Raw genomic sequence first — 21,652 nt, 5'->3', positions numbered from 1 at the left:
GGAAACGGCAGGCGGATCACTTCGCCCGACTGCCCCTATCGCACAAACCGGACGGCACAAAAAGCCCGATTGCGCGCCCTCTTGCCTTTGCGGACCAACGGCCGGGAAGTCGCCCCGATTCGGCTTTGCAGCCGGCCTAAGGGGGCGAACTCCAGGCTGGCCGGGATCACATGCCTTTGACGAGATTGCCGAGCAGCAGCAACACGAAGGCGGCCGTCATGATCCAGAACGAAGGGATGGCCGCGAACGGCACGATGTTGAGGAAGATCAACAGGGCCGCGATGGCCAGAAGAACCGCGACGAGGAAAATGGCCTGGGTGGGGCGGCTTAGATACATTTCGTGGTGCTCCAAATGCGTGGTCCTGGGCTCAGGACGACATCGTGCAATGCCGTGGACCGGCGAAAGTTCCGTGACTCGGGAAATATACCTCCGTCCGGTCCCGGGGTCGGTCGCGCCGGTCCGAGCGCGGATGGCCCATAGAATGGCGCAAACAGGTTTGACCTGATGGGGCCGACTGGCTAAAGCTCTTGTCATGTGCGACGGCGCCTGTTCGACAGGCTGGAAATAGTCCGGTGCGGCCGACCCAAGCAGGGGGCCAATTCCGGAGCTGTCCGTAAAGGCCATGGAGTCCTCCGTTTCGTTACGGGCTCCGGCGCTTCGTACATGAGGAAAACGAAGCAGGAGGCCTGTTCATGTCGGAAAAACTCGGAATCATGGTCTGCGGCCATGGCAGCCGCAACCAGAATGCGGCGCGCGAATTCGCCATCATCGCCGAGGCGCTGCGGGCCAGAAATCCCGACATGCCGGTGGAATACGGCTATCTCGAATTCTGCAATCCGGTGATCTCGGCCGGTCTCGACAAGCTGCGCGCCGAAGGGGTGACGCGCGTGCTCGCCGTTCCGGGCATGCTCTTTGCCGCCGGCCACGCCAAGAACGACATTCCCTCGGTGCTCAACACCTACCAGGCGCAGAACCCGGGCATGGTCATCAATTACGGCCGCGAACTCGGCATCGACCTGAAGATGATCCGCGCCGCCGGCGACCGTATCCAGCAGGCGGTCGATGCCGCCAATGCCGAACTCGGCTTCGTCGACAAGCACGACACGCTGCTCATGGTCGTTGGCCGCGGCTCGTCCGATCCGGACGCCAATTCCAACGCCTCCAAGGTCATGCGCATGCTCTGGGAGGGCATGGGCTTCGGCTGGGGCGAGACCTGTTATTCGGGCGTGACCTTCCCGCTGGTCGAGCCGGGGCTCACCCATGCGGCGAAGCTAGGCTACAAGCGCATCATCGTCTTCCCGTATTTCCTCTTCACCGGCGTGCTGGTGAAGCGCATCTATTCCTACACGGACGAAGTGGCGGCGCGTCACCCGGAGATCCAGTTCGTCAAGGCGAGCTATCTCAACGACCATCCGCTGGTGCTCGACGCCTTCCAGGACCGGGTCAAGGAAATCCTCGAGGGCGCGGCGGTGATGAACTGCCAGATGTGCAAGTACCGCGAACAGGTTCTGGGCTTCGAGGCCGATATCGGCCAGCCGCAGCAGAGCCATCACCACCATGTCGAAGGCATTGGCGGCGGCCTGGAAGACTGTCCGTGCGGAGGCGACTGCGACGCCTCCTGCCGCGACCCCGATTTCTGCAAGGAGCACGGCTTGCCCTGGACACCCGTTCATTCCCATGCCGAGCCGAACGACCTTGAGCCGGCCTTCGACTACGCCCCCTCGACCACGCTCGGCGGCAAGTACGGCCACCTGATGAACGCCGCCCCCGACGCCGAACTCGAGGCCGTGATGAGCGCGCCGTCGAGCGGCAAGGCACATGTCCACGAGCACGGTCCGAATTGCGGCTGCGGCCATCATCACGGTCACGAGCATGGCCACGACGACCACCATCACGACCATGGCCATGCCCATGAACATGACGATCACGCCCATGCGCACGGACACGGCCATGATCATGACCATGGTCACAGTCACGGCCACGGTCATGATCACGATCATGCCGGAGGCCATTCCCATGATCACGGTCACCACGACCACCATCACGCCCCGTACCCGCATGCCGACCATCCGCTCGGCCCGAAGTCGATGCAGAAGAAGAAGTGATGGGGCAGGTGGCACGATCGCTGGCGGGCATCGGCCCCTCATCCCCCTGCCGGGACCTTCTCCCCGTCCTGACGGGGAGAAGGAGGACGAGGCCCGGGCGTTGCCACACGTCCCTTCTCCCCGCGAGCGGGGAGAAGGTGGCGGCAGCCGGATGAGGGGCGGTTCATGACGATCCTCGACTACATCCGCGATCCCGCCGAGATCTATCGCCAGTCCTTCGAGACGATCCGCGCGGAAGCGGATCTGACGCGGTTTTCCGGCGGCATGGAAAAGCTGGCGATCAGGCTGATCCATGCCTGCGGCATGACCGATCTCGCCGATGACATCGCCTTTTCCGCCGGCGCCTTCGAGGCCGGAGCGGCGGCGCTGGCCAAAGGCGCGCCCGTGCTCTGCGATGTCGAAATGGTTCGCCACGGCATCATCCGCCGCCTGCTGCCGGCGGAGAACGAGGTGATCTGCCTGCTGAACGACGCACGCGTGCGCCCGAAGGCCGAGGCGATCTGCAATACCCGCTCCGCCGCCCAGGTCGACCTGTGGGACGAACATCTGGCGGGCGCCGTTGTTGCCATCGGCAATGCGCCGACCGCGCTGTTCCGCCTGCTGGAGCGGCTCGATGCCGGTGCGCCGAAGCCGGCCCTCATCCTCGGCTTGCCGGTCGGTTTCGTCGGTGCCGCCGAAAGCAAGGAGGCACTGATCGCCGACAGTCGCGGCATTCCCTTCATCGCCGTTCGCGGCCGGCGAGGGGGCTCGGCCATGGCGTCCGCCGCCGTCAACGCACTGGCCGGGGGGCTCGGCGCCAATGACTGACAGAACGGCCGAAACGACACCCTGGCTCACCATCATCGGCATTGGCGACAACGGGCTTGCCAGCCTGACGCCGCAGGCCCAGGCGCTGCTCTGGCAGACCGAGACGATTGTGCTGGGCGAGCGGCTGGACAGCGTGCTGGAAGGCGCGCATCTGCCGGGCCTGAAGCGCATTCTCAGCTGGAGCGCCGGTTTCCGCGAGACGCTCAGCGAGGTGATGCGGCTACGCGGCACGCCGGTCACCATTCTCGCCACCGGCGATCCCATGCATTTCGGCATCGGCGCGACGCTTAGGCGTTATGTCCCGGTCGAAGAAATGATCATCCTGCCGTCGCCCTCGGCCTTCTCGCTGGCGGCCGCGCGGCTGGGCTGGCCGCTGCAGTCGGTCGCGCAGATTTCCCTGCATGGCCGCCCGCTCACGCACTTGAACCGCCATCTCCTGCCGCGCGCCCGTATCCTGGCGCTGACCTCCGATGCTTCGACCGTCATCGCCGCCGCCGCCCTTCTGGTAAAGCGCGGCTTCGGCGCCTCGATGCTGTCCGTACTCGAGCACATGGGCGGCGATGCCGAGCGGATCACCGTGATGACGGCGCAGCAGATGCTGGAGAACACGCCGCCGCTGTCCGACTTCAACACGCTGGCGATCGACTGCGCCTCCGAATCGCCGCTGCTCTCGCCGGTGCCGGGCCTGCCCGACGAAGCCTTCCGTCATGACGGACAGTTGACCAAGCGCGAGATCCGCGCCGTCACCCTGTCGCAGCTCCAGCCCTTTCCCAATGCGCTGCTCTGGGACGTCGGAGCCGGCTGCGGCTCGATCGGCATCGAATGGATGCGCACCGGCATGGGCACGCGCGCCATCGCCATCGAAGGCAAGGCCGAGCGCATTGCCATGATCCGCGCCAATGCGGATGCGCTGGGCGTCCCGGATCTGGAGATCGTCGAGGGTACAGCGCCGGGGGCGCTCGAAGGACTGGACGAGCCGGACGTGATCTTCATCGGCGGCGGCATCAATCACGAGGGTCTGTTCGAGGCGTGCTGGGACGCCCTGGCGCCCGGCGGCCAGTTGGTCGCCAACGCCGTGACGATCGAGGGCGAGGCGCGCCTCGCCGACCTGCGCGGCGCCTTCGGCGGCGAATTGATCCGCCTCTCCGTCGCCCGCGCCGCCCCGGTCGGCCGCTATTGCGGCTGGAAGTCGCTGATGCCGGTGACGATGTGGTCGGTGACGAAGGGGGAGCAATAGCATGGTCATCCTCTCGGGCGTCCGACACCCCTCCGACCTGCCGGTCCGCTACCGCTCAATCGGGAATCTCCAGCCATGCGCCGTCCGTAGAGTGCCTCGCGCCTTGAGATCGACCGCCGCTCATCCCCCTGCCGGGATCTTCTCCCCGCAGGCGGGGAGAAGGGACGCCTGGCCGCCGTCGGCGAATGCTCTTCTGCGAAGCAAGACCGGTGATCGCTGCGCCGGCCCCATCGTCCTTCTCCCCGTGCAACGGGGGGAAGGTGGCGGCAGCCGGATGAGGGGCAGACCCCGCGGAGGTGAGCAATGACCGGCAAACTCTACGGCCTCGGCCTTGGCCCCGGCGATCCGGAACTGATCACGCTGAAGGCGCATCGCATCCTGAGCGCAGCCCCGGTCGTCGCCTATCCGGCGCCCGATACCGGCCCGAGCTTCGCCCGCCAGATCGCCGCCGCTTACCTGAGATTCCACCAGGTGGAGGTGCCGATCGTCGTGCCCATGCGGGTCGAGCGGTTTCCGGCACAGGAGATCTACGACGAAGCCGCCGAGACGCTGTCGCGCCATCTCGATGCGGGCGTCGACGTCGCCGTGCTCTGCGAGGGCGATCCCTTCTTCTACGGCTCCTTCATGTATCTGTTCGAGCGCCTGTCCGGCCGCTACGAAACCGAGATCGTGCCCGGCGTATCATCGATGATGGCGGCAGCCGCCGCCCTCGGGCGGCCGCTTGCCGCGCGCAACGACGTGCTGTCCATCGTGCCGGGACCGCTCGACGACGAGACGCTGAGGAGCCGGATCAACGCGGCCGGTGCCGTCGCCGTCATCAAGGTCGGCCGGCATTTTCACCGCATCCGCGCGCTGATCGAGGCCATGGGGCTGACCGCCTGCGCCGGCTATGTCGAGCGCGTCAGCCTGCCCGAACAGCGCGTGTTGCCGCTCTCTGCCGTCGCGGAAGACGTCGCGCCCTATTTCTCGATGATCCTGATCTACAAGGGCGGGGAGGGCTGGAATGCATCGCTTGCCGCCGCAACGGCCCGCCATAACGGAATGAACCCATGACTCTCGCATCAGAACCCGCCGTCGTCATCCTGTCCGATGCGAGCCATGCGCTCGGCCGCAGGATTGCCGATGCGATCGGCGCAAAACTCCACGGCGCCCGCGCCCGAACCGCGCATGTCGACGTCGCTTTCGACGAGACAAAGGCGCATCTGGCGGCGCTCTTCTCCGCCGGCCGGCCGATCGTCGCGGTGATGGCTTCCGGCGCGCTGATCCGCATTCTGGCGCCGCTGCTCGCCGACAAGCATACCGAGCCCGCCGTCGTCGCCGTCTCGGAGGATGGCGCCTCGGTCGTTCCGCTGCTCGGCGGTCACCATGGCGCCAACGATCTTGCCCGCACCATCGCCGCAGCCCTCGATGCCCATGCCGCGGTGACCACCGCCGGCGACCTGAAATTCGGCATTGCCCTCGACCAGCCGCCGCAGGGCTACGTGCTCGCCAATCCGGCGGATGCCAAGGCGGTGATGGCGGAGCTGGTGGCCGGGGCGAAGGCGCAGCTCGTTATTTCCTCTCCCCAGCGGGGAGAGGGTGGCGCGATAGCGCCGGGTGAGGGGGCGGCACCCGAGAAGGTCGGCCCTTCGGCCCCCTCATCCGGTCCTTCGGACCACCTTCTCCCCGCTGGGGAGAAGGGAAGCGCGGCGCTCGCCGCCTGGCTCATCGCCTCCCGCATCCCGTTCGCCGCGGACGGCACGGTGACGCTGACGGTTACCGACCGCCCCAAACACGCCGGTCCGCTCGAACTCGTCTATCATCCGAAGACGCTGGTGCTCGGCATGGGCTGCGAACGCCATGCGTCGAGCGAGGAAGCGATCGCGCTGGCCGAGCAGGCTCTGGCGGACGGCGATCTCGCCTGGCAGAGCCTCGCCGCCGTCGTCTCGATCGACGTGAAGGCCGATGAAACCGCGATCCACGACGTCGCCGCCCATTTCGGCGTGCCGGCCCGCTTCTTCCCCGCCGCGCGGTTGGAAGAGGAAGCGCCCAGGCTGCAGAACCCGTCCGATGTCGTTTTTGCCGAGGTCGGCTGCCATGGCGTCGCCGAAGGTGCGGCGCTTGCCGGCGTCGGCCCGTCCGGTGATCTCGTCTTCCCCAAGATCAAGTCGAAGGGCGTGACCGCCGCGATCGCCCATAGCGCCGCGACCGTCGATCCGGCCACGATCGGCCGGGCGCGCGGCACCCTCTACGTCGTCGGCATCGGTCCCGGCGCCGACCAGTGGCGCTCGCCGGAGGTCTCGGCCATGGTGTTGGCCTCTACCGATCTGGTCGGCTATTCGCTCTATCTCGACCTGCTCGGCCCGCTCGCCAGCGGCAAGACGCGCCACGACTTCGACCTCGGCAAGGAGGAGGCGCGCGTCGTGCATGCCATGGAACTGGCGGGCGAAGGAAAGACCGTAGCGCTCGTCTGCTCCGGCGATGCCGGCATCTATGCCATGGCGACGCTGGTGTTCGAACTGTTCGACAAGGGCGGCATTTCGGATGCGGCGTCGCGCATCGAGGTGCAGGTCTCGCCGGGCATCTCGGCGCTCCAGGCCGCCGCCGCCCGCATCGGCGCACCGCTCGGCCACGACTTCTGCACCATTTCGCTCTCCGACCTCCTGACGCCCTGGGAGCATATCCAGCGCCGGGTGAAGGCGGCGGGCGAGGGCGATTTCGTCATCGCCTTCTACAACCCCGTGTCGATGAAGCGCCGCACCCAGCTCGCCTGGGCCCGCGACAAGCTGCTCGAATACCGCCCGGCCTCGACGCCGGTCATCCTCGCCACCAATCTCGGCCGCCCGGGCGAGCATGTGCGCACTGTTCCGCTCGGCGCGCTCAACGTCGACGACGTCGATATGCTGACGGTGGTGGTCGTCGGTTCGTCGGAAAGCCGCACGGTCACGACCGGCGACGGCAAGACCTGGGTCTATACGCCGCGCGGCTACTCGGGCAAAGCGGAAACGGGGATGAAGGGGACTTAGTATGTCACCAGAATTGGGATGGCTTGACTACGTAGATCATCACAAGGATGCGTTGCTTGTACTCATTGCATTCTTCGGTGCCCTAAGCGGGGTGATTACCCTGTGGTGGAATACGCAACACGCTTACCAGCTACGCGTTCTTGAGTTTCGCGAGCGATGGATAGACGGAGTTCGCGACGAGTTGTCGAAGGTCTTTTCCAAAAGTCTTGTAGTAGCTCGCGCAAGCGCAGATCGAGACTTCAATTCAGTTGAGTACCTTGTACAGCTTCAAATCACGGCTAATCGCCTACGATTAACTTTGAACCCAAGCGATCCGAACCATAGGCGGTTTGATGAGGCCTTGATGAACTACCTGTCGGCAAACACTCAAAAGGAGATGGATGAGTGCCAAACTGCACTGTTCTCCATCGCCCAGACTGTCCTCTCAGACATGCGTAACAAAGCCATAGGAAGAAGATTTTGACCGTCTATTTCATCGGCGCCGGCCCAGGCGCCCCGGACCTCATCACCGTGCGGGGCCTGAGGCTCATCGAGCGTTGCCCGGTCTGCCTCTATGCCGGCTCGCTGGTGCCGGAAGAGATCGTGCAGGCGGCGCCGGAAGGCGCGATCGTCAAGGACACCGCCCCGATGCATCTGGACGCGATCGTCGCCGAGATGGAAGCCGCCCATACCCGCGGTGAGGATGTCGCCCGTGTGCATTCCGGCGACCCGTCGATCTATGGCGCGATCGCCGAGCAGATGCGAAGACTCGATGCGCTGAACATCCCCTACGACGTCGTGCCGGGCGTGCCGGCTTTCGCCGCCACCGCCGCGCGGCTGAAGACGGAGCTGACGCTTCCCGAGATCGCCCAGACGGTGATCGTCACGCGCACCGAGATGAAGGCGTCGTCGATGCCGGAATTCGAGACGCTGGAAATCCTCGGAAAGTCGAGGGCGACGCTCGCCATCCACCTGTCGATCCGCAACCTCACCCATATCCGCGATACGCTGACGCCCTATTACGGCGAGGACTGCCCGGTGATCATCGCCTATCGCTCGACCTGGCCGGACGAACTTCTGATCCGCACCACGCTGAAGGACATGGCCGAGGAGGTGCGCAAGGCGAAGATCACCCGCACGGCCCTCATCATGGTCGGCAAGGTCTTCGGCCATGTCGAATTCCGCGACAGCGACCTCTACAATTCCGAATTCTCCCACGTGCTGCGCAATGTGGGAAAGAAGAAAAAGAAAACAGACGTGTGATCCGGGGGGTAGGCGATGGAGGCTTGGGAATTCGAGGCCGATCTCTTCGAGTACGGCGGCAAGGGTTCCTGGCATTTCGTCACCCTGCCGGCGGATGTCGGCTTTGCCATCCGCTGCGCCACCGAGAGCAGCCGGTCGGGATGGGGCATGGTGGCGGTGACGGCGGAAATCGCCGACGTCGGGTTCCGGACCTCGCTCTTTCCCGAAAAGGCATCGTCTAGCTATGTTCTCCCGGTCAAGGCAGCGGTCCGCAAGGCGGCACGACTGAAGGCCGGTGACCGGATCAAAGTCAGGATCGCCCTCCTGCCATGAATTGCGTCCCGATCTGGTCGCGGTGTGCCAATATTCTTTCGCGTCCGGGCGCTATCGTGCCGGCATGAGACCAAGGAGAGTCCAATGGCGTTCGACGGTGATGTGACGGGCGGCGGCTGCCGTTGCGGAAAGGTGCAGCTGAAGGTGAGGGGGCGGCCGGTGATGACCATGGCCTGTCATTGCACCGGCTGCCAGAAGATGACTGCCAGCGCCTTTTCGCTGAGTTCGCTTTATCCGGAAGGCAAGGTCGAGGTGAGCGGCCTCGAGCCCGTGATCGGCGGCCTGCACGGCGATCTGCGCCATTTCTTCTGCCCGCATTGCCTGAGCTGGATGTTCACCCGCTTCGACGCCATGGGACCTTTCGTCAATGTCCGCTCGACCCTGCTGGACGATGCGGCGGCCTTCACCCCCTTCATGGAAACCTGCGTCAGCGAAAAATTGTCCTGGGTGCAGACGCCGGCGCGCCACAGTTATCCGCAGTTTCCGCCGATGGAGGACTTCCCGCGCCTGATGGCCGAATTCGCCGAAGCCGGCGGCTGACAGCTTGGCCATCCGGCGACACATGCGCTAAGACAGGCGCTTCGTTTCTTCATTCCATCAGCATCCCGGCGGTCACATGCACAAGGTCATTTTCGATACGGATCCGGGCGTCGACGACGCCATGGCGCTGCTCTTCCTCCACCATCATCACGAGATCGATCTTGTCGGGATCACCACCGTCTTCGGCAATGCGTCGATCGAGACGACGACGCGCAACGCGCTGTTCCTCAAGCGCGAGTGGAAGATCGCCGCGCCGGTGGCCCGGGGTGCCGGCGAGACCTTCATTCCGCATCGCGTGAGCCACGAGCCGCCGAAATTCATCCACGGCGACGACGGGCTGGGCAATATCGGCGTGCCGGATGTCATCGACCTGCCGCTTGACCCGCGCCCGGCCCACCGCTTCATCGTCGAGACGATTCGCGCCAATCCGGGCGAGGTGACGCTGGTCGCCGTCGGCCGCATGACCAACCTTGCCAATGCGCTGAAGGAAGATCCGGGCATCGTCGAGCTGGTCAAGGAAGTCGTCATCATGGGCGGCGCCTTCGACGTCAACGGCAATGTCACGCCGGCGGCCGAGGCCAATATCCACGGCGATCCGGAAGCCGCCGACATGGTCTTCACCGCCGACTGGCCGGTGGTGATCGTCGGCCTCGACGTGACGACGCAGACGGTGATGACCCGCCGGCAGCTCGCCGACATCCGCGATGCGGCCGGCACCAGCCGCGCCCGCCTGCTGTTCGACCTGTCGCAGTTCTACATCAAGTTCTACGAGAGCCGTGTGCCCGACGGCATGGTCGTGCATGACAGCTGCGCCTGCGCCTATGTCGTGGCACCGCACCTGTTCAAGACGCGTTCGGGTTCGGTCCGCGTGGTCTGCGGCGGCATCGCCGACGGCATGACGATCCAGAAGCCGGACTACATGGGCTTTGGTCCGAGCGTCTGGGATCACCTGCCGAGCCAGAAGATCTGCACGGGTATCGATCCCGACGGCGTGCTGCAACTCATCCACGACACGATCGTGGGGGTGAAGGAGGCGTAGGAAGGCAGCCTGCGGCCGGTCACGTCGTCGGTGAGTGCAGCCGAGGCTCACCGAGCCTGAACCACGCCTTGGCGATCTTTCCGCCTTCTATCTCGTAGATGCAGATGACGTCGACTTCTCCGGGCCCCTCCGGGAAGGTACGGGTCACTGTTTCATGATCCACGACCGTGTTTCCCACAACCGATCTCGTCAGCAGTTTTCCGCAGAGGTTCGGCTCCTTGAAACGTTCTATGTGGCGCGCGCGAATCTGCGCCTTGCCGTCCGCGAGAAGAGTGGAAGGGAAGGCGTAGTATTTGCAGTCGTCCGCCCACCATTGAATGAAGGCGTCGATATCGCGGGCGTTGTAGGCGTCCAATTGCATCCGAACGGGGTGAGCAATGTCGCTCGAGGCGCTGTTGTCCAAAAAGAATTCCTTTCATGAACCGACTATCACCGGCACGCCAATCTTGGCACAGGGGGGCGCCTCCGATGCGCGTTCGGCGTCCTGGTCCTTTCGCCGACCTTGCCACGGATGCACTTGCCGCCGGAACAGCAAAACGGTTCCCGAGAGGTATCGGTATGCTTGCTTGAAAATAATCACCCATATGGTTGACTATTGGGTGAGTCTCATATATTCACCCAATAGGGTGAACAAATGGACGAAGACGCTCTGTCGCGCATTCTCAAAGCCGCTGGAGACACCACGCGGCGACAAATCTTGACGCTGCTTGTTCAGGAGGGCGCGTTGAGAGTGACCGCGCTCGCCGCCCATTTCGACATGTCGCTGAACTCAGTCTCCAAGCACATCAAGGTACTGGAGGAGGCGGGGTTGGTCACCCGCCGGACGATGGGTCGCGAACATTTCATCACGGCCGAGCTCGAACCGCTGCAGCTGACTGAGAGCTGGTTCGCGCAACTGAAGTCCATCTGGGAGCTGCGCCTTTCGGCGCTGGAAAATGCACTCGCTTCAGAGGAAAACGACCATGAGCGAACTTGAACTGACAGTAAGCCGCACGATTGCCGCCTCGCGGGAAAAGGTCTTCAACGCCTGGCTCTCGCCCGAGACCCTGGCAAAATTCATGCGCCCGCCGGGCACCACCGGCGACGATGCCCGGGTGACGACCGATCCGGTCAAGGGTGGCCGCTTCTCGATCGTGATGAAGACGCCCGAGAAGGAAATCCCCCATGCCGGAACCTATCTCGAGATCGATCCCCATTCCCGTCTGGCATTCACCTGGGAATCGCCGCACTCGCTGGATGACAGCGTGGTCACCATCGATTTCGCCGAGCCGCAGCCCGGCATGACCGAGATCACGCTGAAGCAGGTGAAGTTCCGCAGCGAGCAGGCACGCAACGGCCATGTCGAAGGCTGGAACGCGATCCTCGGCAATTTCGCCAGGGGCCTTGCCTGACGCGCCCGAAGACGTCGGGGTCGGGGCCGCAAGGCCCCGGCCCGTGCCGGCCCCGATTCTATTCGGCCCGTTCCACCATCACCACCGGCAATCCCATTTCCCGCGCCGCGACGATCTTGCCGTAGCCCGATGCGCCGCCGGAATTGCGGCACACGAGATGGGTGATGCCGTGGGCGGCGAAGAGTTCGGCCTCGCGCCCCGGGTCGGCCGACGGCTTGCCGAGGATCAGCACGGGGTCGGCGAACGGCAGCGGTTTCTCCGGTGCGTCGACCATGCGGATGACGAAGCGGCAGTCGCTCCGTGCGGCAAAGGCGTCGAGATATTGCCGGCCGAGCGCCAGGAACACGGTCGCACCAGCCGGCAGGACCTGCGCCGCCTCTTCGAGCGAAGAAACCTCCTGCCACCGGTCGCCGCGCTGGCGCTCCCATCCGGGGCGAACCAGATGCTCGAGCGCGATGCCCGTCTCGGCCGCCGCCTGGATGGCGTTTTCCGAGATCCGCCGGGCGAAGGGGTGTGTGGCATCGATGATCCGCGTCACGCCGTTGTCGCGGATATAGGCGGCCAGGCCCGCCGCGCCGCCGAACCCGCCGATGCGCACCTCGCCGGGTGGAAGCACCGGATGGGCGGTGCGCCCGGCAAGCGAGGTGACGACCGCGACGTCGCCGCGGGCGACGAGTTGTTCCGCAAGGGCCGTCGCTTCGGCGGTTCCGCCCAGGATCAGTACCCTCGGCTTTGCGTCAGGCGGCACGGGCAATGATCTTCCCCTGGCGGTCAGTGACGATCACGTCGACCTCGACCGGCGCGCCGCGCAGGGTCGCGATCGCTGTCATGCGGGCGGCGCGGGCAACCGCGGAGGCCACGTCAATTTCATTTTCAGTTGCTAGTTCAAGTATTTCCAAGGCTGTGTTCGCGTGCAGCATTCGCTCTCGTACGGGCTCGGCGAGCACCGCCCCGTCGATCAGTGACAGGAGCGCTTCATTGTCCACCTGGCTGCGGGAGGAGTGCAGGTCGAGCGCGCCCTGGGCGAGCTTGGCCATTTTGGCGAACCCGCCGGCAATGGTGAGCCGCGGCACCGGATGCACCCGCAGATATTTGAGCAGGCCGCCGGCAAAGTCGCCCATGTCGAGCAGCGCGCCGTCCGGAAGATTGTGAAACGCTTGCGCCGCCTTCTCCGAAGTGGAGCCGGTGGCGCCGAGCACGTGTCGCATGCGCTCGGCGCGGGCGACGTCGATGCCGCGATGGATCGAATGGATCCAGGCCGCGCAGGAGAAGGGGTGGACGACGCCCGTCGTGCCGAGCACGGAGAGCCCGCCGACGATGCCGAGGCGCAGGTTCCAGGTCTTTTCCGCGATCTTGTCCCCGCCCGGGATCGACACGGTGATCTCGACATCGGCGGGCAGGTCGTGCTGCGCACAGAGCGCCTCGACCTCGGCCGTCATCATCGCGCGCGGAACCGGATTGATCGCCGGCTCGCCGACGCCGATCGGCAGGCCCGGTCGCGTTACGGTGCCGACGCCGTCGCCGGCGGCAAAGCGGATACCGCTTCCGGGCGGAAGCGGACGCACCGAGGCGACTACGGTTGCCCCATGCGTCACATCCGGATCATCGCCGGCATCCTTGACGATGCCGGCCATCGCATAGCCATCGCCAAGGGCCTCGAGCGCCAGCGCGAAGGCCGGCTCCTCGCCGCGCGGCAGGCGGATCGTGACGGGATCCGGGAACTCGCCGGTGATCAGCGCCGTCAGCGCCGCCTTGGTGGCCGCCGTGGCACAGGCGCCCGTCGTCCAGCCGGTCCTAAGCGGGCCTTCGGGCTTGGCGATGCGGCCTTCGTCGGCCGCGAGCGCGGCGGTTTTGTCGGGTTGGCTCATGGTCCCGTTATAGGCGAGCGCGGGGCCATCCGGAAGCGCCGTCAGCGGCCTTCGCGATTGCAATTTCGCCATGCGGAGCCTAGAGCATGTCCATGAGTTTCGATCCCTTTTCCAAGCTTGCGACGATCATGCCCGGCCACGTCTGGCTGGCGGGCGCCGGCCCGGGCGATCCCGGCCTGCTGACCCTGCTCGCCGCCAAGGCGCTGGGTGAGGCCGACGTGATCGTGCACGATGCGCTGGTCAACGACGAATGCCTGAAACTTGCCCGGCCGGGCGCGCTCCTCGAATATGCGGGCAAGCGCGGCGGCAAGCCGTCGGCCAAGCAGCGCGATATTTCGCTGCGCCTCGTCGAGCTTGCCAAGGCCGGCCACAGGGTCTTGCGTCTCAAGGGCGGCGACCCCTTCGTCTTCGGACGTGGCGGCGAGGAAGCCCTGACCCTGATCGACCACGGCGTGCCCTTCCGCATCGTGCCCGGCATCACCGCCGGGATCGGCGGCCTGGCCTATGCCGGCATCCCGGTCACCCACCGCGAGATCAACCACGCCGTCACCTTCCTGACCGGCCATGACAGCTCCGGCGTCGTGCCCGACCGGATCGACTGGGACGCCATCGGCCGCGGTTCGCCGGTCATCGTCATGTATATGGCGATGAAACACATCGCCACGATCAGCGCCCATCTGATCGGCGCCGGGCGCTCGCCCGACGAACCCGTCGCCTTCGTCTGCGATGCCGCGACCGCCTCGCAGCAGGTGCTGGAAACCACGCTTGGCCGGGCGGAAGCCGACGTGCTCGCCTCCGGGCTGGAGCCGCCGGCCATCGTTGTCGTCGGCGAGGTGGTGCGGCTTCGTCCCTCGCTCGATTGGCTGGGTGCACTCTCCGGCCGCAAGCTGCTGCCCGATCCCTTCGCCTCCGGCACCAAGAAGGACAGCGCATGAACGGCCTGCTGATCGCAGCGCCGTCCTCCGGCTCCGGCAAGACGACGGTGACGCTCGGGCTCTTGCGGGCGCTGAAGAAGCGCGGCGTGGCGATCGCGCCGGGCAAGGCTGGTCCGGACTATATCGATCCCGCCTTCCATGCGGCGGCAAGCGGCGAAACCTGCCTCAACTTCGATCCCTGGGCCATGCGCGACGACCTGCTGCGGACCGATGCCGCCGGCCATGCGGCGCAGGGCAGGCTGCTGGTGGTCGAGGCCATGATGGGCCTGTTCGACGGCGCGGCGGACGGTGAAGGCTCGGCCGCCGATCTTGCAGCTCTCCTCGGCTTGCCCGTCGTGCTGGTGGTCGATTGTGCCAAGGCGTCCCATTCGGTCGCGGCCCTCGTCAGCGGCTTTGCCAAGTTCCGCACCGACACCCGCGTGGTCGGCGTCATCCTCAACCGTGTCGGCAGCGACCGCCACGAAACCATGCTGCGCCAGGCGCTGACAGACATCGCCATGCCGGTGCTCGGCGTGGTGCGATCCGATCCCAGTCTGCATCTGCCCGAGCGCCATCTCGGTCTCGTGCAGGCCGGCGAGCATGGCGAACTCGAAGCCTTCATCGAGCGCGCGGCCGCCGTTATCCAGCATGGCTGCGACCTCGACGCCCTGCTGGATGCGGCCAAAGCCTCGCCCCGCGCGTCCATCCCGCCCGCCGTGGCACCCCTGCCGCCGCTCGGCCAGAAGATCGCCGTCGCCCGCGACATCGCCTTTGCCTTCTCCTATGCCCATATCCTGCGCGGCTGGCAGGAGGCAGGGGCGGAAATCGCATTCTTCTCGCCGCTCGCCGACGAGGTGCCGGCGCCGGACGCCGACGCGGTCTACCTGCCGGGCGGATATCCCGAACTGCATGCCGGGACGCTGGCCGCAGCCTCGACCTTCCGCACCGGCATGCTGGAAGCCCACATGCGCGGCGCGAGGGTTTTTGGCGAGTGCGGCGGCTATATGGTTCTGGGCGATGCGCTCATCGATGCCGAGGGCGCCGTGCACCCGATGCTGGGCCTGCTGCCACTGGTCACCAGCTACGCCACCCGCAAGCGCCATCTCGGCTATCGCCGCATCACGCCTCTCGATGAAACCTTCTTTGCCTCGCCGATGACGGCGCACGAGTTCCACTATGCCTCGATCGTGTCGGAAGGCGCCGCCGACCGGCTGTTCGCCGCCCAAGACGCGCTCGGCGCATCGCTCGGAGACGTGGGCCTCCGGCGCGACAATGTCGCGGGCTCCTTCATGCACCTGATCGACATTCGGCAAGGTGCTGCATGAGCGGCCGGATCGCCCACGGCGGCGGCATCGGTGCGGCCGCAGCGCTTTATGGCGGACAGCCGGGGGACTGGCTCGATCTGTCAACGGGCCTCAATCCCTGTCCGCCGGCCTTGCCCGCCATTCCCGACCGCATCTGGCACCGCCTGCCGGACCATGACCTGCTGAACGAAACGCGTCACGCCGCCCGGGCCTTCTATGGCTCGGGCCACATCCTGCCGCTTCCCGCTCCCGGTACGCAGTCGGTGATCCAGCTTCTGCCCAGGCTCGCCGACACTGAAAGGCGCGCCGCGATTCTGTCGCCGACCTATGGCGAATACGGCCGCGTGCTCTCGGCCAACGGCTTTACGGTCGATGCGGTGGCGACGCTGGATGATGTCGAACTGCGTTCTGGGCTGGTCGTTGTCGTCAACCCCAACAATCCGACCGGCAGGCTGCATGCGCCGGGAGATCTTCTGTCTCTGGCCGACCGGCTGACCGGGCAGGGCGGTTTCCTCGTGGTCGATGAAGCCTTCGGCGACTGCACGCCGGAGACGAGCCTCGCCGGCGCGGTTTCGACGCGACCGAACCTCATCGTCTTCCGTTCCTTCGGCAAGTTCTTCGGCCTCGCCGGCCTGCGGCTCGGCTTCGTCATTGCAGCCGACGACATTCTCGAGCGCTTCGCCGATTGGCTGGGACCCTGGGCGGTCTCCGGGCCGGCGCTTTCGGTGGCGACCGATCTTTTGTCCGCCGATCCGCAGCCGCTCCGCCGCAACATCGCCGAGCGCCGGGCAGCACTCGGGCAAGTGCTCGCAGATGCCGGATTGAAAGTCGAAGGCGGAACCTCGCTCTTCGCCCTCGTCAACGATCCCCGGGCAGCCGAACTGCATACGCATTTGTGCCATGCGCAGATTCTTACCCGCAAGTTCGACTACGCGCTGACCTGGTTGCGCTTCGGACTGACGCCCGACACGGCGTCGGACGAACGCCTTGCGGCAGCACTTGCCATGTGGAGCGGACGATGACGATCTGGATCCTCGCCGCTCTTTTCGGCGCGCTCGTTCTCGACCGTATCGTCGGCGATCCGCCGGCGCTCTGGGCCCGTCTGCCGCATCCCGTCGTGCTGTTCGGCCACGGCATTGCCTTCTTCGACCGCCGTCTCAACCTCGACACGCTGGCATCCGCGACGCGGAGGCGCAATGGTGTGGTGTCGATCGTCCTGCTACTTGCCCTGTCCATCGTCGTCGGTCTCGTCCTGTCGGACCTGTTTCGGGCCCTCGGCGTCGTCGGCTTTGTTCTCGAACTTCTGGTCGTCGCCGTTTTCCTCGCCCAGAAGAGCCTCGGCGATCATGTCGCGGCCGTCGCTCTGGGCCTGCGGACCGACGGGCTCGACGGCGGACGGCGCGCGGTCGCGCTCATCGTCGGCCGCGATCCGCAGACGCTCGACGAACCAGGGGTCTGCCGCGCGGCGATCGAGAGCCTGGCGGAGAATTTCGCCGATGGCGTCGTGGCGCCGGCCTTCTGGTATGCGCTCGCCGGTCTGCCCGGTATCCTCGCCTACAAGATGCTGAACACCGCCGATTCGATGATCGGCCACAGAAGCGACAAGTATCGCGATTTCGGCTGGGCCTCGGCCCGCCTTGACGATCTCGCCAACTGGCCGGCCGCGCGCTTGTCCAGCCTGCTGATTGCCGCTGCGGCCTGGGCGCTGCAGGGTTCGCAGGCGGCGCGCCGGTCCCTGTCGGTGACCTTGCGCGATTCCGGCCTGCACCGTTCGCCCAATTCCGGCTGGCCCGAAGCGGCGATGGCCGGCGCGCTCGACATCCAGCTGACCGGCCCGCGCATCTATGGCGGCAAACGAGTCAGCGAACCGATGATCAACGGTTCCGGCCGGCCGGTCGCCACCGCCGGCGACATCGAGACGGGCGTCGCACTGTTCTACGCAAGCTGCTCGGCACTGACAGTTCTGGCGCTGCTTCTTCTTGGCGCAGGCCTCGTCGTCTAGAGGTTGCCGCAGGCCTTTGACTGAACACCGCCGTTAAACCAATCTTATCCTTGCCGCTTAATCGCATTTATTCGAATTTATACTATGGTCCCCCCTGTAAGCAGCCGCCCCGGGGGCGGAGACAAAGACTGGGGGAAGATCATGCGTAAACTGCTTCTGGCCGTCTCGGCCTCCTTGTGCCTGCTGGTTCAGCCGATGGTGGCCTCGGCCAGCAACCTCGTCGCCAGCATCAGCATTTCCAAACAGACCATGACGGTCACGCAGAACGGCATCGTCAGGCATCGCTGGAAGGTCTCGACCGCCCGCAAGGGTTACGTGACCCCGCTCGGCAACTACCGCGCCAAATGGGCCTCGAAGAACCATCGCTCGCGCAAGTACGACAATGCGCCCATGCCCTATGCGATCTTCTTCCATGGCGGTTACGCGGTGCACGCCACCTACGATCTGAAGCGCCTCGGCCGGCCTGCCTCGCACGGCTGCGTGCGGCTGCATCCCGACAATGCGGCGCAGTTCTTCTCCATGGCGACCCACAACGGGCTGAAGAACACCAAGATCATCGTCACGCGCTGACGGGGAATTTCGGGGAGTGGAGCTGATACGGCGCCCCGGACGGTCGCCCCGGACGGTCGGCGCGTCAGTCGTTGCCGGCTGCGTAGCGCAGGCGGCGCGGGTCGGGAACGATCACATGGCGATTGTTCTCGATGACGATGATGTTGTCCTTGCGCAGCTTTGTCATCTGCCGGCTCACCGTCTCGATCGTCAGGCCGAGGAAGTCGGCGATGTCGGCGCGCGACAGCGGCAGGTCGAAGGTCGTCGCGCTGCCCTTTTCCGGGTCGATATGGGTGGCGATCAGGTAGAGGAAGCTCGCCACCTTCTCCTGCGCGGTCTTGCGGCCGAGCGTCAGCATCCAGTCGCGAGCCTCGTCGAGCTCCTTGAGCGACTGCGAATGCAGCTTTCGCTCCAGGTCCGGTGTCTCGCCGACCATGCGGTCGATGATCGGGCGGGGAAAGGAGCAGATTTCGGTTTCGGTTGCGGCTTCGGCGGTGACCGAGCTTTCGCTGTAGAACGGCCGGCCGAGGAAATCGGGCGCGAACTGCAGGCCGACGATCTGCTGGCGGCCGTCCGCCATCATCTTCGACAGCTTGACCACGCCGTTCAGGATATTGCTGTAGCTGCCCACGCGTTCACCCTGGCCGATGACTTCGTTGCCGGGATCGACTTTGCGGCGGGTGGAGTGCTTGTTGAGTTCGACGAGTTGGGAAGAGCTCAAAGTCGCGCAAATGCCGCCATGGCGGGCCTCGCAGGCTTTGCAGACTGCCGGCGCCTCGCATTCGCCTGTATGTTTCTTGTGCGCGTCCATGATTTTGATCCCGTCTGACGCCAAACTGCCGCAAGGTCAAGCCCGGATTTCACTCCTCCCGAGCCTTATGGGCGATGCCCGTGACACTTCAGTGCGAGCAGTCCGACAAATCTACCAGTAAATTGATCGAAGTCAAAGGCGCGTGACGTTTGCGGCGCTACCAAGAAGTCTAAGACGACGTTAAAATGAATGGCGCAAGACATGCAAAACTCCCTGCTGGCCAAGTATTCCGGCTCTGTTCCACGTTACACCAGCTATCCGACTGCGCCGCATTTTCATGAGGGCGTGCACTGCGGCAAATATGCGCAGTGGCTCGGCGAACTGGGCGCGGGTCATGATCTGTCGCTCTACGTGCACATTCCCTATTGCGATCGGCTCTGCTGGTTCTGCGCCTGTCACACCAAGCACACGCTGAAATACGAGCCGATCGCCAGCTATCTCGCCTCGCTCAAGAAGGAGATCGCCAAGGTCGGCAGCCTGGTCAGCCGCGACGCGAGGGTCAGCGCGCTGCATTTCGGCGGCGGTTCGCCGACCATGCTCAAGCCTGAAGACCTGATCGACCTGATGACGGCGTTCCGCGCGGCCTTCGATTTCCGCGACGATGCCGAGATCAGCGTCGAGATGGACCCCAACGATCTCGACGAGCCGCGCTATGACGCGCTGGCTGCGATCGGCATGACGCGGGCGAGCCTCGGCGTCCAGGACTTCGATCCCAAGGTGCAGAAGACCATCAACCGCATCCAGACCTTCGAACAGACCAAGTCCGTGGTTGACGCGGTGCGGGCGAGGGGTGTCCACTCGGTCAATTGCGACATTCTCTATGGCCTGCCCTACCAGACGATGGAAACGCTGGAGGCGACGGTCGACGACATCGTCTCGCTGTCGCCCGACCGCATCGCGCTGTTCGGCTATGCCCACGTGCCGTGGATGAAGAAGCACCAGACGATGATTCCCGAAGAGGCGCTGCCCGACGTCGAGATGCGCTTTGCCCAGATGACCCGCGCCGCCGACATGCTGGTCGCCGCAGGCTACGAGCCGATTGGCATCGACCACTTTGCACGGCCCGAAGACCGGCTGGCGGTGGCCGCACGCAACGGAAAGCTGCGTCGCAATTTCCAGGGCTATACGGATGACGCCGCGGAAGCCCTGATCGGCTTCGGCGCCTCCTCGATCGGCCAGTTGCCGCAGGGCTATGTCCAGAACATGCCGGCGACCGGCGAATACCAGCGCATGGCGGAAACGGACGGCCTGACCGTGGTGCGCGGCATCGAATTGACCGAAGACGACCGGCTGCGCGCCCATGTGATCGAGGAGATCATGTGCCGCTTCGCCTTCTCCTTCGCGACCGTGCGCAAGCTCTATCCCGGAATCGGTGAGACGGTGATTGCGGAAGCGCGGCAATATGTGGCTTCGAATCCGGATGCGATCTGTGAGATCGTCGGCGACGAGTTCCGCCTGACCGAGGCGGGCAAGCCCTTTGCCCGCAGCGTCGCGGCCGTGTTCGACAGCTATCTCTCCACCGGGAAGGGCCGTCACTCGATTGCTGTTTGAGCAACACTTCGGCAGCAAATTTCGCCGGCGGCCAAACTTCCCATTGGCATTTAGAATCGTTTTCCCTATGTGGAACAAAGATTTTCGACATATGAGGTAATTGGCGTGACCGCTACATTCGACAAAGTTGCCGACATCATCGCTGAGACGAGCGAAATCGATCGCGAGACGATTACGCCCGAAAGCCATACGATCGACGACCTCGGCATCGACAGCCTCGACTTCCTCGACATCGTCTTTGCGATCGACAAGGAATTCGGCATCAAGATCCCGCTCGAGCAGTGGACCCAGGAAGTCAACGAAGGCAAGGTTTCGACCGAGGAATACTTCGTGCTCAAGAACCTCTGCGCCAAGATCGACGAACTGCGGGCGGCCAAGGGCTGAACCGCCGATAGGGCGGAGGTCTTTTCATGCTGCTCGAATATTTCCAGATGATCGACAAGGTCGAGGCCGTTGACCTCGACCGCGGCACGCTGAAGGCCCGTTCTGTCGTGCCCGAGAAGAGCCCGGTCTTCGAGGGCCATTTTCCCGGCATGCCGCTCGTTCCGGGCGTTCTCCTCATCGAGACCATGGCGCAAGCCTCCGGCATGCTGGTCCTGGCCGCCAAGGATTTCACGGCCATGCCGTTCCTCATGTCAGTCGACGGCGCGAAGATGCGCGCCTTCGTCGAGCCCGGCGCGGTTCTCGAAATCGAGACCCAGCTGGAACATGACGGCTCCGGTTTCGCCGTGACCAAGGCGAAGATCTCGAGTGACGGCAAGAAGATCTGCGACGCGCAGCTGAAGCTCCGCACCATGCCTTTCAGCGAGGTGCCGCTGGCCGACATCGTGCGCAGGCGCGCCGAGGAAATCGGCCTGATGGACGCCATCGCCGCCGCCCGCTAATAGTGCGGCATCGGAGCGCCCGGCTCTGATACCTTTATTCTGATGGATGCGAGCCCGTGCAGGGTTCGATGCGCTGGCCGTGTCGCCGGC

Annotated in this window: 25 protein-coding genes; 20 read left to right on the top strand and 5 right to left on the bottom strand. The window is 65.1% G+C overall.

Going from position 1 to position 21,652, the window contains the following annotated elements; all coding sequences use genetic code 11:
• Positions 1–166: 166 nt before the first annotated feature.
• On the bottom strand, positions 167–625 hold the full coding sequence (locus AC07Y0_RS08605) for a hypothetical protein (RefSeq protein WP_498676353.1): 459 nt from the start codon (positions 623–625) through the stop codon (positions 167–169).
• A 68-nt stretch (positions 626–693) separates the two neighbouring features.
• Between AC07Y0_RS08605 and AC07Y0_RS08600 the strand changes: the two genes are divergently transcribed.
• From AC07Y0_RS08600 to AC07Y0_RS08555, 10 genes are all read left to right on the top strand, one after another.
• Positions 694–2,106, top strand: a complete 1,413-nt coding sequence (locus AC07Y0_RS08600; protein WP_498676351.1) for a sirohydrochlorin chelatase — start codon at positions 694–696, stop codon at positions 2,104–2,106.
• Between the two features lie 171 nt (positions 2,107–2,277).
• On the top strand, positions 2,278–2,913 hold the full coding sequence (locus AC07Y0_RS08595; protein WP_498680203.1) for a precorrin-8X methylmutase: 636 nt from the start codon (positions 2,278–2,280) through the stop codon (positions 2,911–2,913).
• Positions 2,906–4,150, top strand: a complete 1,245-nt coding sequence (gene cbiE / locus AC07Y0_RS08590) for a precorrin-6y C5,15-methyltransferase (decarboxylating) subunit CbiE (RefSeq protein ID WP_498676349.1) — start codon at positions 2,906–2,908, stop codon at positions 4,148–4,150. The genes AC07Y0_RS08595 and cbiE overlap by 8 nt, the downstream gene beginning before the upstream one ends.
• A 303-nt stretch (positions 4,151–4,453) precedes the next feature.
• Positions 4,454–5,203, top strand: coding sequence for a precorrin-2 C(20)-methyltransferase (cobI, locus tag AC07Y0_RS08585; protein WP_498676347.1), 750 nt, complete (start codon positions 4,454–4,456; stop codon positions 5,201–5,203).
• A complete protein-coding gene (cobJ, locus tag AC07Y0_RS08580) occupies positions 5,200–7,155 on the top strand; it encodes a precorrin-3B C(17)-methyltransferase (RefSeq protein ID WP_498676345.1) in 1,956 nt (651 codons plus the stop codon). The genes cobI and cobJ overlap by 4 nt, the downstream gene beginning before the upstream one ends.
• Before the next feature lies 1 nt (position 7,156).
• Complete coding sequence (locus tag AC07Y0_RS08575) at positions 7,157–7,618, top strand: hypothetical protein (protein ID WP_498676343.1); 462 nt, start codon at positions 7,157–7,159, stop codon at positions 7,616–7,618.
• Entirely contained in the window at positions 7,615–8,397 is a 783-nt protein-coding gene (gene cobM / locus AC07Y0_RS08570; protein WP_498676341.1) for a precorrin-4 C(11)-methyltransferase, read from the top strand. Before AC07Y0_RS08575 ends, cobM begins: the two co-directional genes overlap by 4 nt.
• Positions 8,398–8,412: 15 nt before the next feature.
• The gene (locus AC07Y0_RS08565) at positions 8,413–8,709 is read left to right on the top strand and encodes a DUF1905 domain-containing protein (RefSeq protein WP_498676339.1); all 297 of its coding nucleotides are present in this window, start codon (positions 8,413–8,415) and stop codon (positions 8,707–8,709) included.
• A gap of 84 nt (positions 8,710–8,793) precedes the next feature.
• Positions 8,794–9,249, top strand: coding sequence for a GFA family protein (locus tag AC07Y0_RS08560; protein ID WP_498676337.1), 456 nt, complete (start codon positions 8,794–8,796; stop codon positions 9,247–9,249).
• A 76-nt stretch (positions 9,250–9,325) separates the two neighbouring features.
• The gene (locus AC07Y0_RS08555; RefSeq protein ID WP_498676335.1) at positions 9,326–10,288 is read left to right on the top strand and encodes a nucleoside hydrolase; all 963 of its coding nucleotides are present in this window, start codon (positions 9,326–9,328) and stop codon (positions 10,286–10,288) included.
• Between the two features lie 19 nt (positions 10,289–10,307).
• Here the strand turns inward: AC07Y0_RS08555 and AC07Y0_RS08550 are convergent, their stop codons facing one another.
• The gene (locus AC07Y0_RS08550) at positions 10,308–10,691 is read right to left on the bottom strand and encodes a nuclear transport factor 2 family protein (protein ID WP_498676333.1); all 384 of its coding nucleotides are present in this window, start codon (positions 10,689–10,691) and stop codon (positions 10,308–10,310) included.
• Between the two features lie 231 nt (positions 10,692–10,922).
• On the opposite strand from AC07Y0_RS08550, the gene AC07Y0_RS08545 reads away from it, so the two are divergent.
• Positions 10,923–11,264, top strand: coding sequence for an ArsR/SmtB family transcription factor (locus AC07Y0_RS08545; RefSeq protein WP_498676330.1), 342 nt, complete (start codon positions 10,923–10,925; stop codon positions 11,262–11,264).
• The gene (locus AC07Y0_RS08540; protein WP_498676327.1) at positions 11,251–11,679 is read left to right on the top strand and encodes an SRPBCC family protein; all 429 of its coding nucleotides are present in this window, start codon (positions 11,251–11,253) and stop codon (positions 11,677–11,679) included. The genes AC07Y0_RS08545 and AC07Y0_RS08540 overlap by 14 nt, the downstream gene beginning before the upstream one ends.
• Before the next feature lie 58 nt (positions 11,680–11,737).
• On the opposite strand, the gene AC07Y0_RS08535 is transcribed toward AC07Y0_RS08540, so the two are convergent.
• Complete coding sequence (locus tag AC07Y0_RS08535) at positions 11,738–12,427, bottom strand: cobalt-precorrin-6A reductase (protein WP_498676326.1); 690 nt, start codon at positions 12,425–12,427, stop codon at positions 11,738–11,740.
• Positions 12,417–13,547 carry a cobalt-precorrin-5B (C(1))-methyltransferase gene (locus tag AC07Y0_RS08530; protein ID WP_498676324.1) on the bottom strand — a complete coding sequence of 377 codons (1,131 nt, stop codon included), beginning with the start codon at positions 13,545–13,547 and terminating at the stop codon, positions 12,417–12,419. The genes AC07Y0_RS08535 and AC07Y0_RS08530 overlap by 11 nt, the downstream gene beginning before the upstream one ends.
• Before the next feature lie 92 nt (positions 13,548–13,639).
• Here AC07Y0_RS08530 and cobA point away from each other — a divergent pair, with 92 nt between their 5' ends.
• From cobA to AC07Y0_RS08505, 5 genes are all read left to right on the top strand, one after another.
• Entirely contained in the window at positions 13,640–14,482 is an 843-nt protein-coding gene (gene cobA / locus AC07Y0_RS08525) for a uroporphyrinogen-III C-methyltransferase (RefSeq protein WP_498680202.1), read from the top strand.
• A complete protein-coding gene (locus AC07Y0_RS08520) occupies positions 14,479–15,786 on the top strand; it encodes a cobyrinic acid a,c-diamide synthase CobB (protein ID WP_498676323.1) in 1,308 nt (435 codons plus the stop codon). Before cobA ends, AC07Y0_RS08520 begins: the two co-directional genes overlap by 4 nt.
• Complete coding sequence (gene cobD, locus AC07Y0_RS08515; RefSeq protein ID WP_498676321.1) at positions 15,783–16,787, top strand: threonine-phosphate decarboxylase CobD; 1,005 nt, start codon at positions 15,783–15,785, stop codon at positions 16,785–16,787. The genes AC07Y0_RS08520 and cobD overlap by 4 nt, the downstream gene beginning before the upstream one ends.
• Positions 16,784–17,767, top strand: a complete 984-nt coding sequence (cbiB, locus tag AC07Y0_RS08510; RefSeq protein WP_498676319.1) for an adenosylcobinamide-phosphate synthase CbiB — start codon at positions 16,784–16,786, stop codon at positions 17,765–17,767. The genes cobD and cbiB overlap by 4 nt, the downstream gene beginning before the upstream one ends.
• 141 nt (positions 17,768–17,908) lie before the next feature.
• Complete coding sequence (locus AC07Y0_RS08505; RefSeq protein WP_498676315.1) at positions 17,909–18,337, top strand: L,D-transpeptidase; 429 nt, start codon at positions 17,909–17,911, stop codon at positions 18,335–18,337.
• A gap of 64 nt (positions 18,338–18,401) precedes the next feature.
• On the opposite strand, the gene AC07Y0_RS08500 is transcribed toward AC07Y0_RS08505, so the two are convergent.
• The gene (locus AC07Y0_RS08500) at positions 18,402–19,127 is read right to left on the bottom strand and encodes a Crp/Fnr family transcriptional regulator (protein WP_498676313.1); all 726 of its coding nucleotides are present in this window, start codon (positions 19,125–19,127) and stop codon (positions 18,402–18,404) included.
• A 201-nt stretch (positions 19,128–19,328) separates the two neighbouring features.
• On the opposite strand from AC07Y0_RS08500, the gene hemN reads away from it, so the two are divergent.
• The 3 genes from hemN to AC07Y0_RS08485 all read left to right on the top strand — a co-directional run bounded on the left by hemN (position 19,329) and on the right by AC07Y0_RS08485 (position 21,562).
• Positions 19,329–20,678 (top strand): oxygen-independent coproporphyrinogen III oxidase, encoded by a 1,350-nt coding sequence (hemN, locus tag AC07Y0_RS08495; protein ID WP_498676311.1) that lies wholly within the window; start codon positions 19,329–19,331, stop codon positions 20,676–20,678.
• 105 nt (positions 20,679–20,783) lie between these two features.
• Entirely contained in the window at positions 20,784–21,062 is a 279-nt protein-coding gene (locus AC07Y0_RS08490; RefSeq protein ID WP_003502893.1) for an acyl carrier protein, read from the top strand.
• 26 nt (positions 21,063–21,088) lie between these two features.
• On the top strand, positions 21,089–21,562 hold the full coding sequence (locus AC07Y0_RS08485; protein WP_498676307.1) for a 3-hydroxyacyl-ACP dehydratase FabZ family protein: 474 nt from the start codon (positions 21,089–21,091) through the stop codon (positions 21,560–21,562).
• Positions 21,563–21,652 lie beyond the last annotated feature (90 nt).

It is taken from the genome of Allorhizobium sp. GW101-3B10, from assembly GCF_059424725.1.
This window is presented reverse-complemented; position numbering and strand designations above follow the sequence as displayed.

Coding starts and splice junctions, on each gene's coding strand:
- AC07Y0_RS08605 (WP_498676353.1), bottom strand. CDS start 625: ATGGCCTTTACGGACAGCTCCGGAATTGGCCCCCTGCTTGGGTCGGCC.
- AC07Y0_RS08600 (WP_498676351.1), top strand. CDS start 694: ATGTCGGAAAAACTCGGAATCATGGTCTGCGGCCATGGCAGCCGCAAC.
- cbiE (WP_498676349.1), top strand. CDS start 2,906: ATGACTGACAGAACGGCCGAAACGACACCCTGGCTCACCATCATCGGC.
- cobI (WP_498676347.1), top strand. CDS start 4,454: ATGACCGGCAAACTCTACGGCCTCGGCCTTGGCCCCGGCGATCCGGAA.
- cobJ (WP_498676345.1), top strand. CDS start 5,200: ATGACTCTCGCATCAGAACCCGCCGTCGTCATCCTGTCCGATGCGAGC.
- AC07Y0_RS08575 (WP_498676343.1), top strand. CDS start 7,157: ATGTCACCAGAATTGGGATGGCTTGACTACGTAGATCATCACAAGGAT.
- AC07Y0_RS08565 (WP_498676339.1), top strand. CDS start 8,413: ATGGAGGCTTGGGAATTCGAGGCCGATCTCTTCGAGTACGGCGGCAAG.
- AC07Y0_RS08560 (WP_498676337.1), top strand. CDS start 8,794: ATGGCGTTCGACGGTGATGTGACGGGCGGCGGCTGCCGTTGCGGAAAG.
- AC07Y0_RS08555 (WP_498676335.1), top strand. CDS start 9,326: ATGCACAAGGTCATTTTCGATACGGATCCGGGCGTCGACGACGCCATG.
- AC07Y0_RS08545 (WP_498676330.1), top strand. CDS start 10,923: ATGGACGAAGACGCTCTGTCGCGCATTCTCAAAGCCGCTGGAGACACC.
- AC07Y0_RS08540 (WP_498676327.1), top strand. CDS start 11,251: ATGAGCGAACTTGAACTGACAGTAAGCCGCACGATTGCCGCCTCGCGG.
- AC07Y0_RS08530 (WP_498676324.1), bottom strand. CDS start 13,547: ATGAGCCAACCCGACAAAACCGCCGCGCTCGCGGCCGACGAAGGCCGC.
- cobA (WP_498680202.1), top strand. CDS start 13,640: ATGAGTTTCGATCCCTTTTCCAAGCTTGCGACGATCATGCCCGGCCAC.
- AC07Y0_RS08520 (WP_498676323.1), top strand. CDS start 14,479: ATGAACGGCCTGCTGATCGCAGCGCCGTCCTCCGGCTCCGGCAAGACG.
- cobD (WP_498676321.1), top strand. CDS start 15,783: ATGAGCGGCCGGATCGCCCACGGCGGCGGCATCGGTGCGGCCGCAGCG.
- cbiB (WP_498676319.1), top strand. CDS start 16,784: ATGACGATCTGGATCCTCGCCGCTCTTTTCGGCGCGCTCGTTCTCGAC.
- AC07Y0_RS08505 (WP_498676315.1), top strand. CDS start 17,909: ATGCGTAAACTGCTTCTGGCCGTCTCGGCCTCCTTGTGCCTGCTGGTT.
- AC07Y0_RS08500 (WP_498676313.1), bottom strand. CDS start 19,127: ATGGACGCGCACAAGAAACATACAGGCGAATGCGAGGCGCCGGCAGTC.
- hemN (WP_498676311.1), top strand. CDS start 19,329: ATGCAAAACTCCCTGCTGGCCAAGTATTCCGGCTCTGTTCCACGTTAC.
- AC07Y0_RS08485 (WP_498676307.1), top strand. CDS start 21,089: ATGCTGCTCGAATATTTCCAGATGATCGACAAGGTCGAGGCCGTTGAC.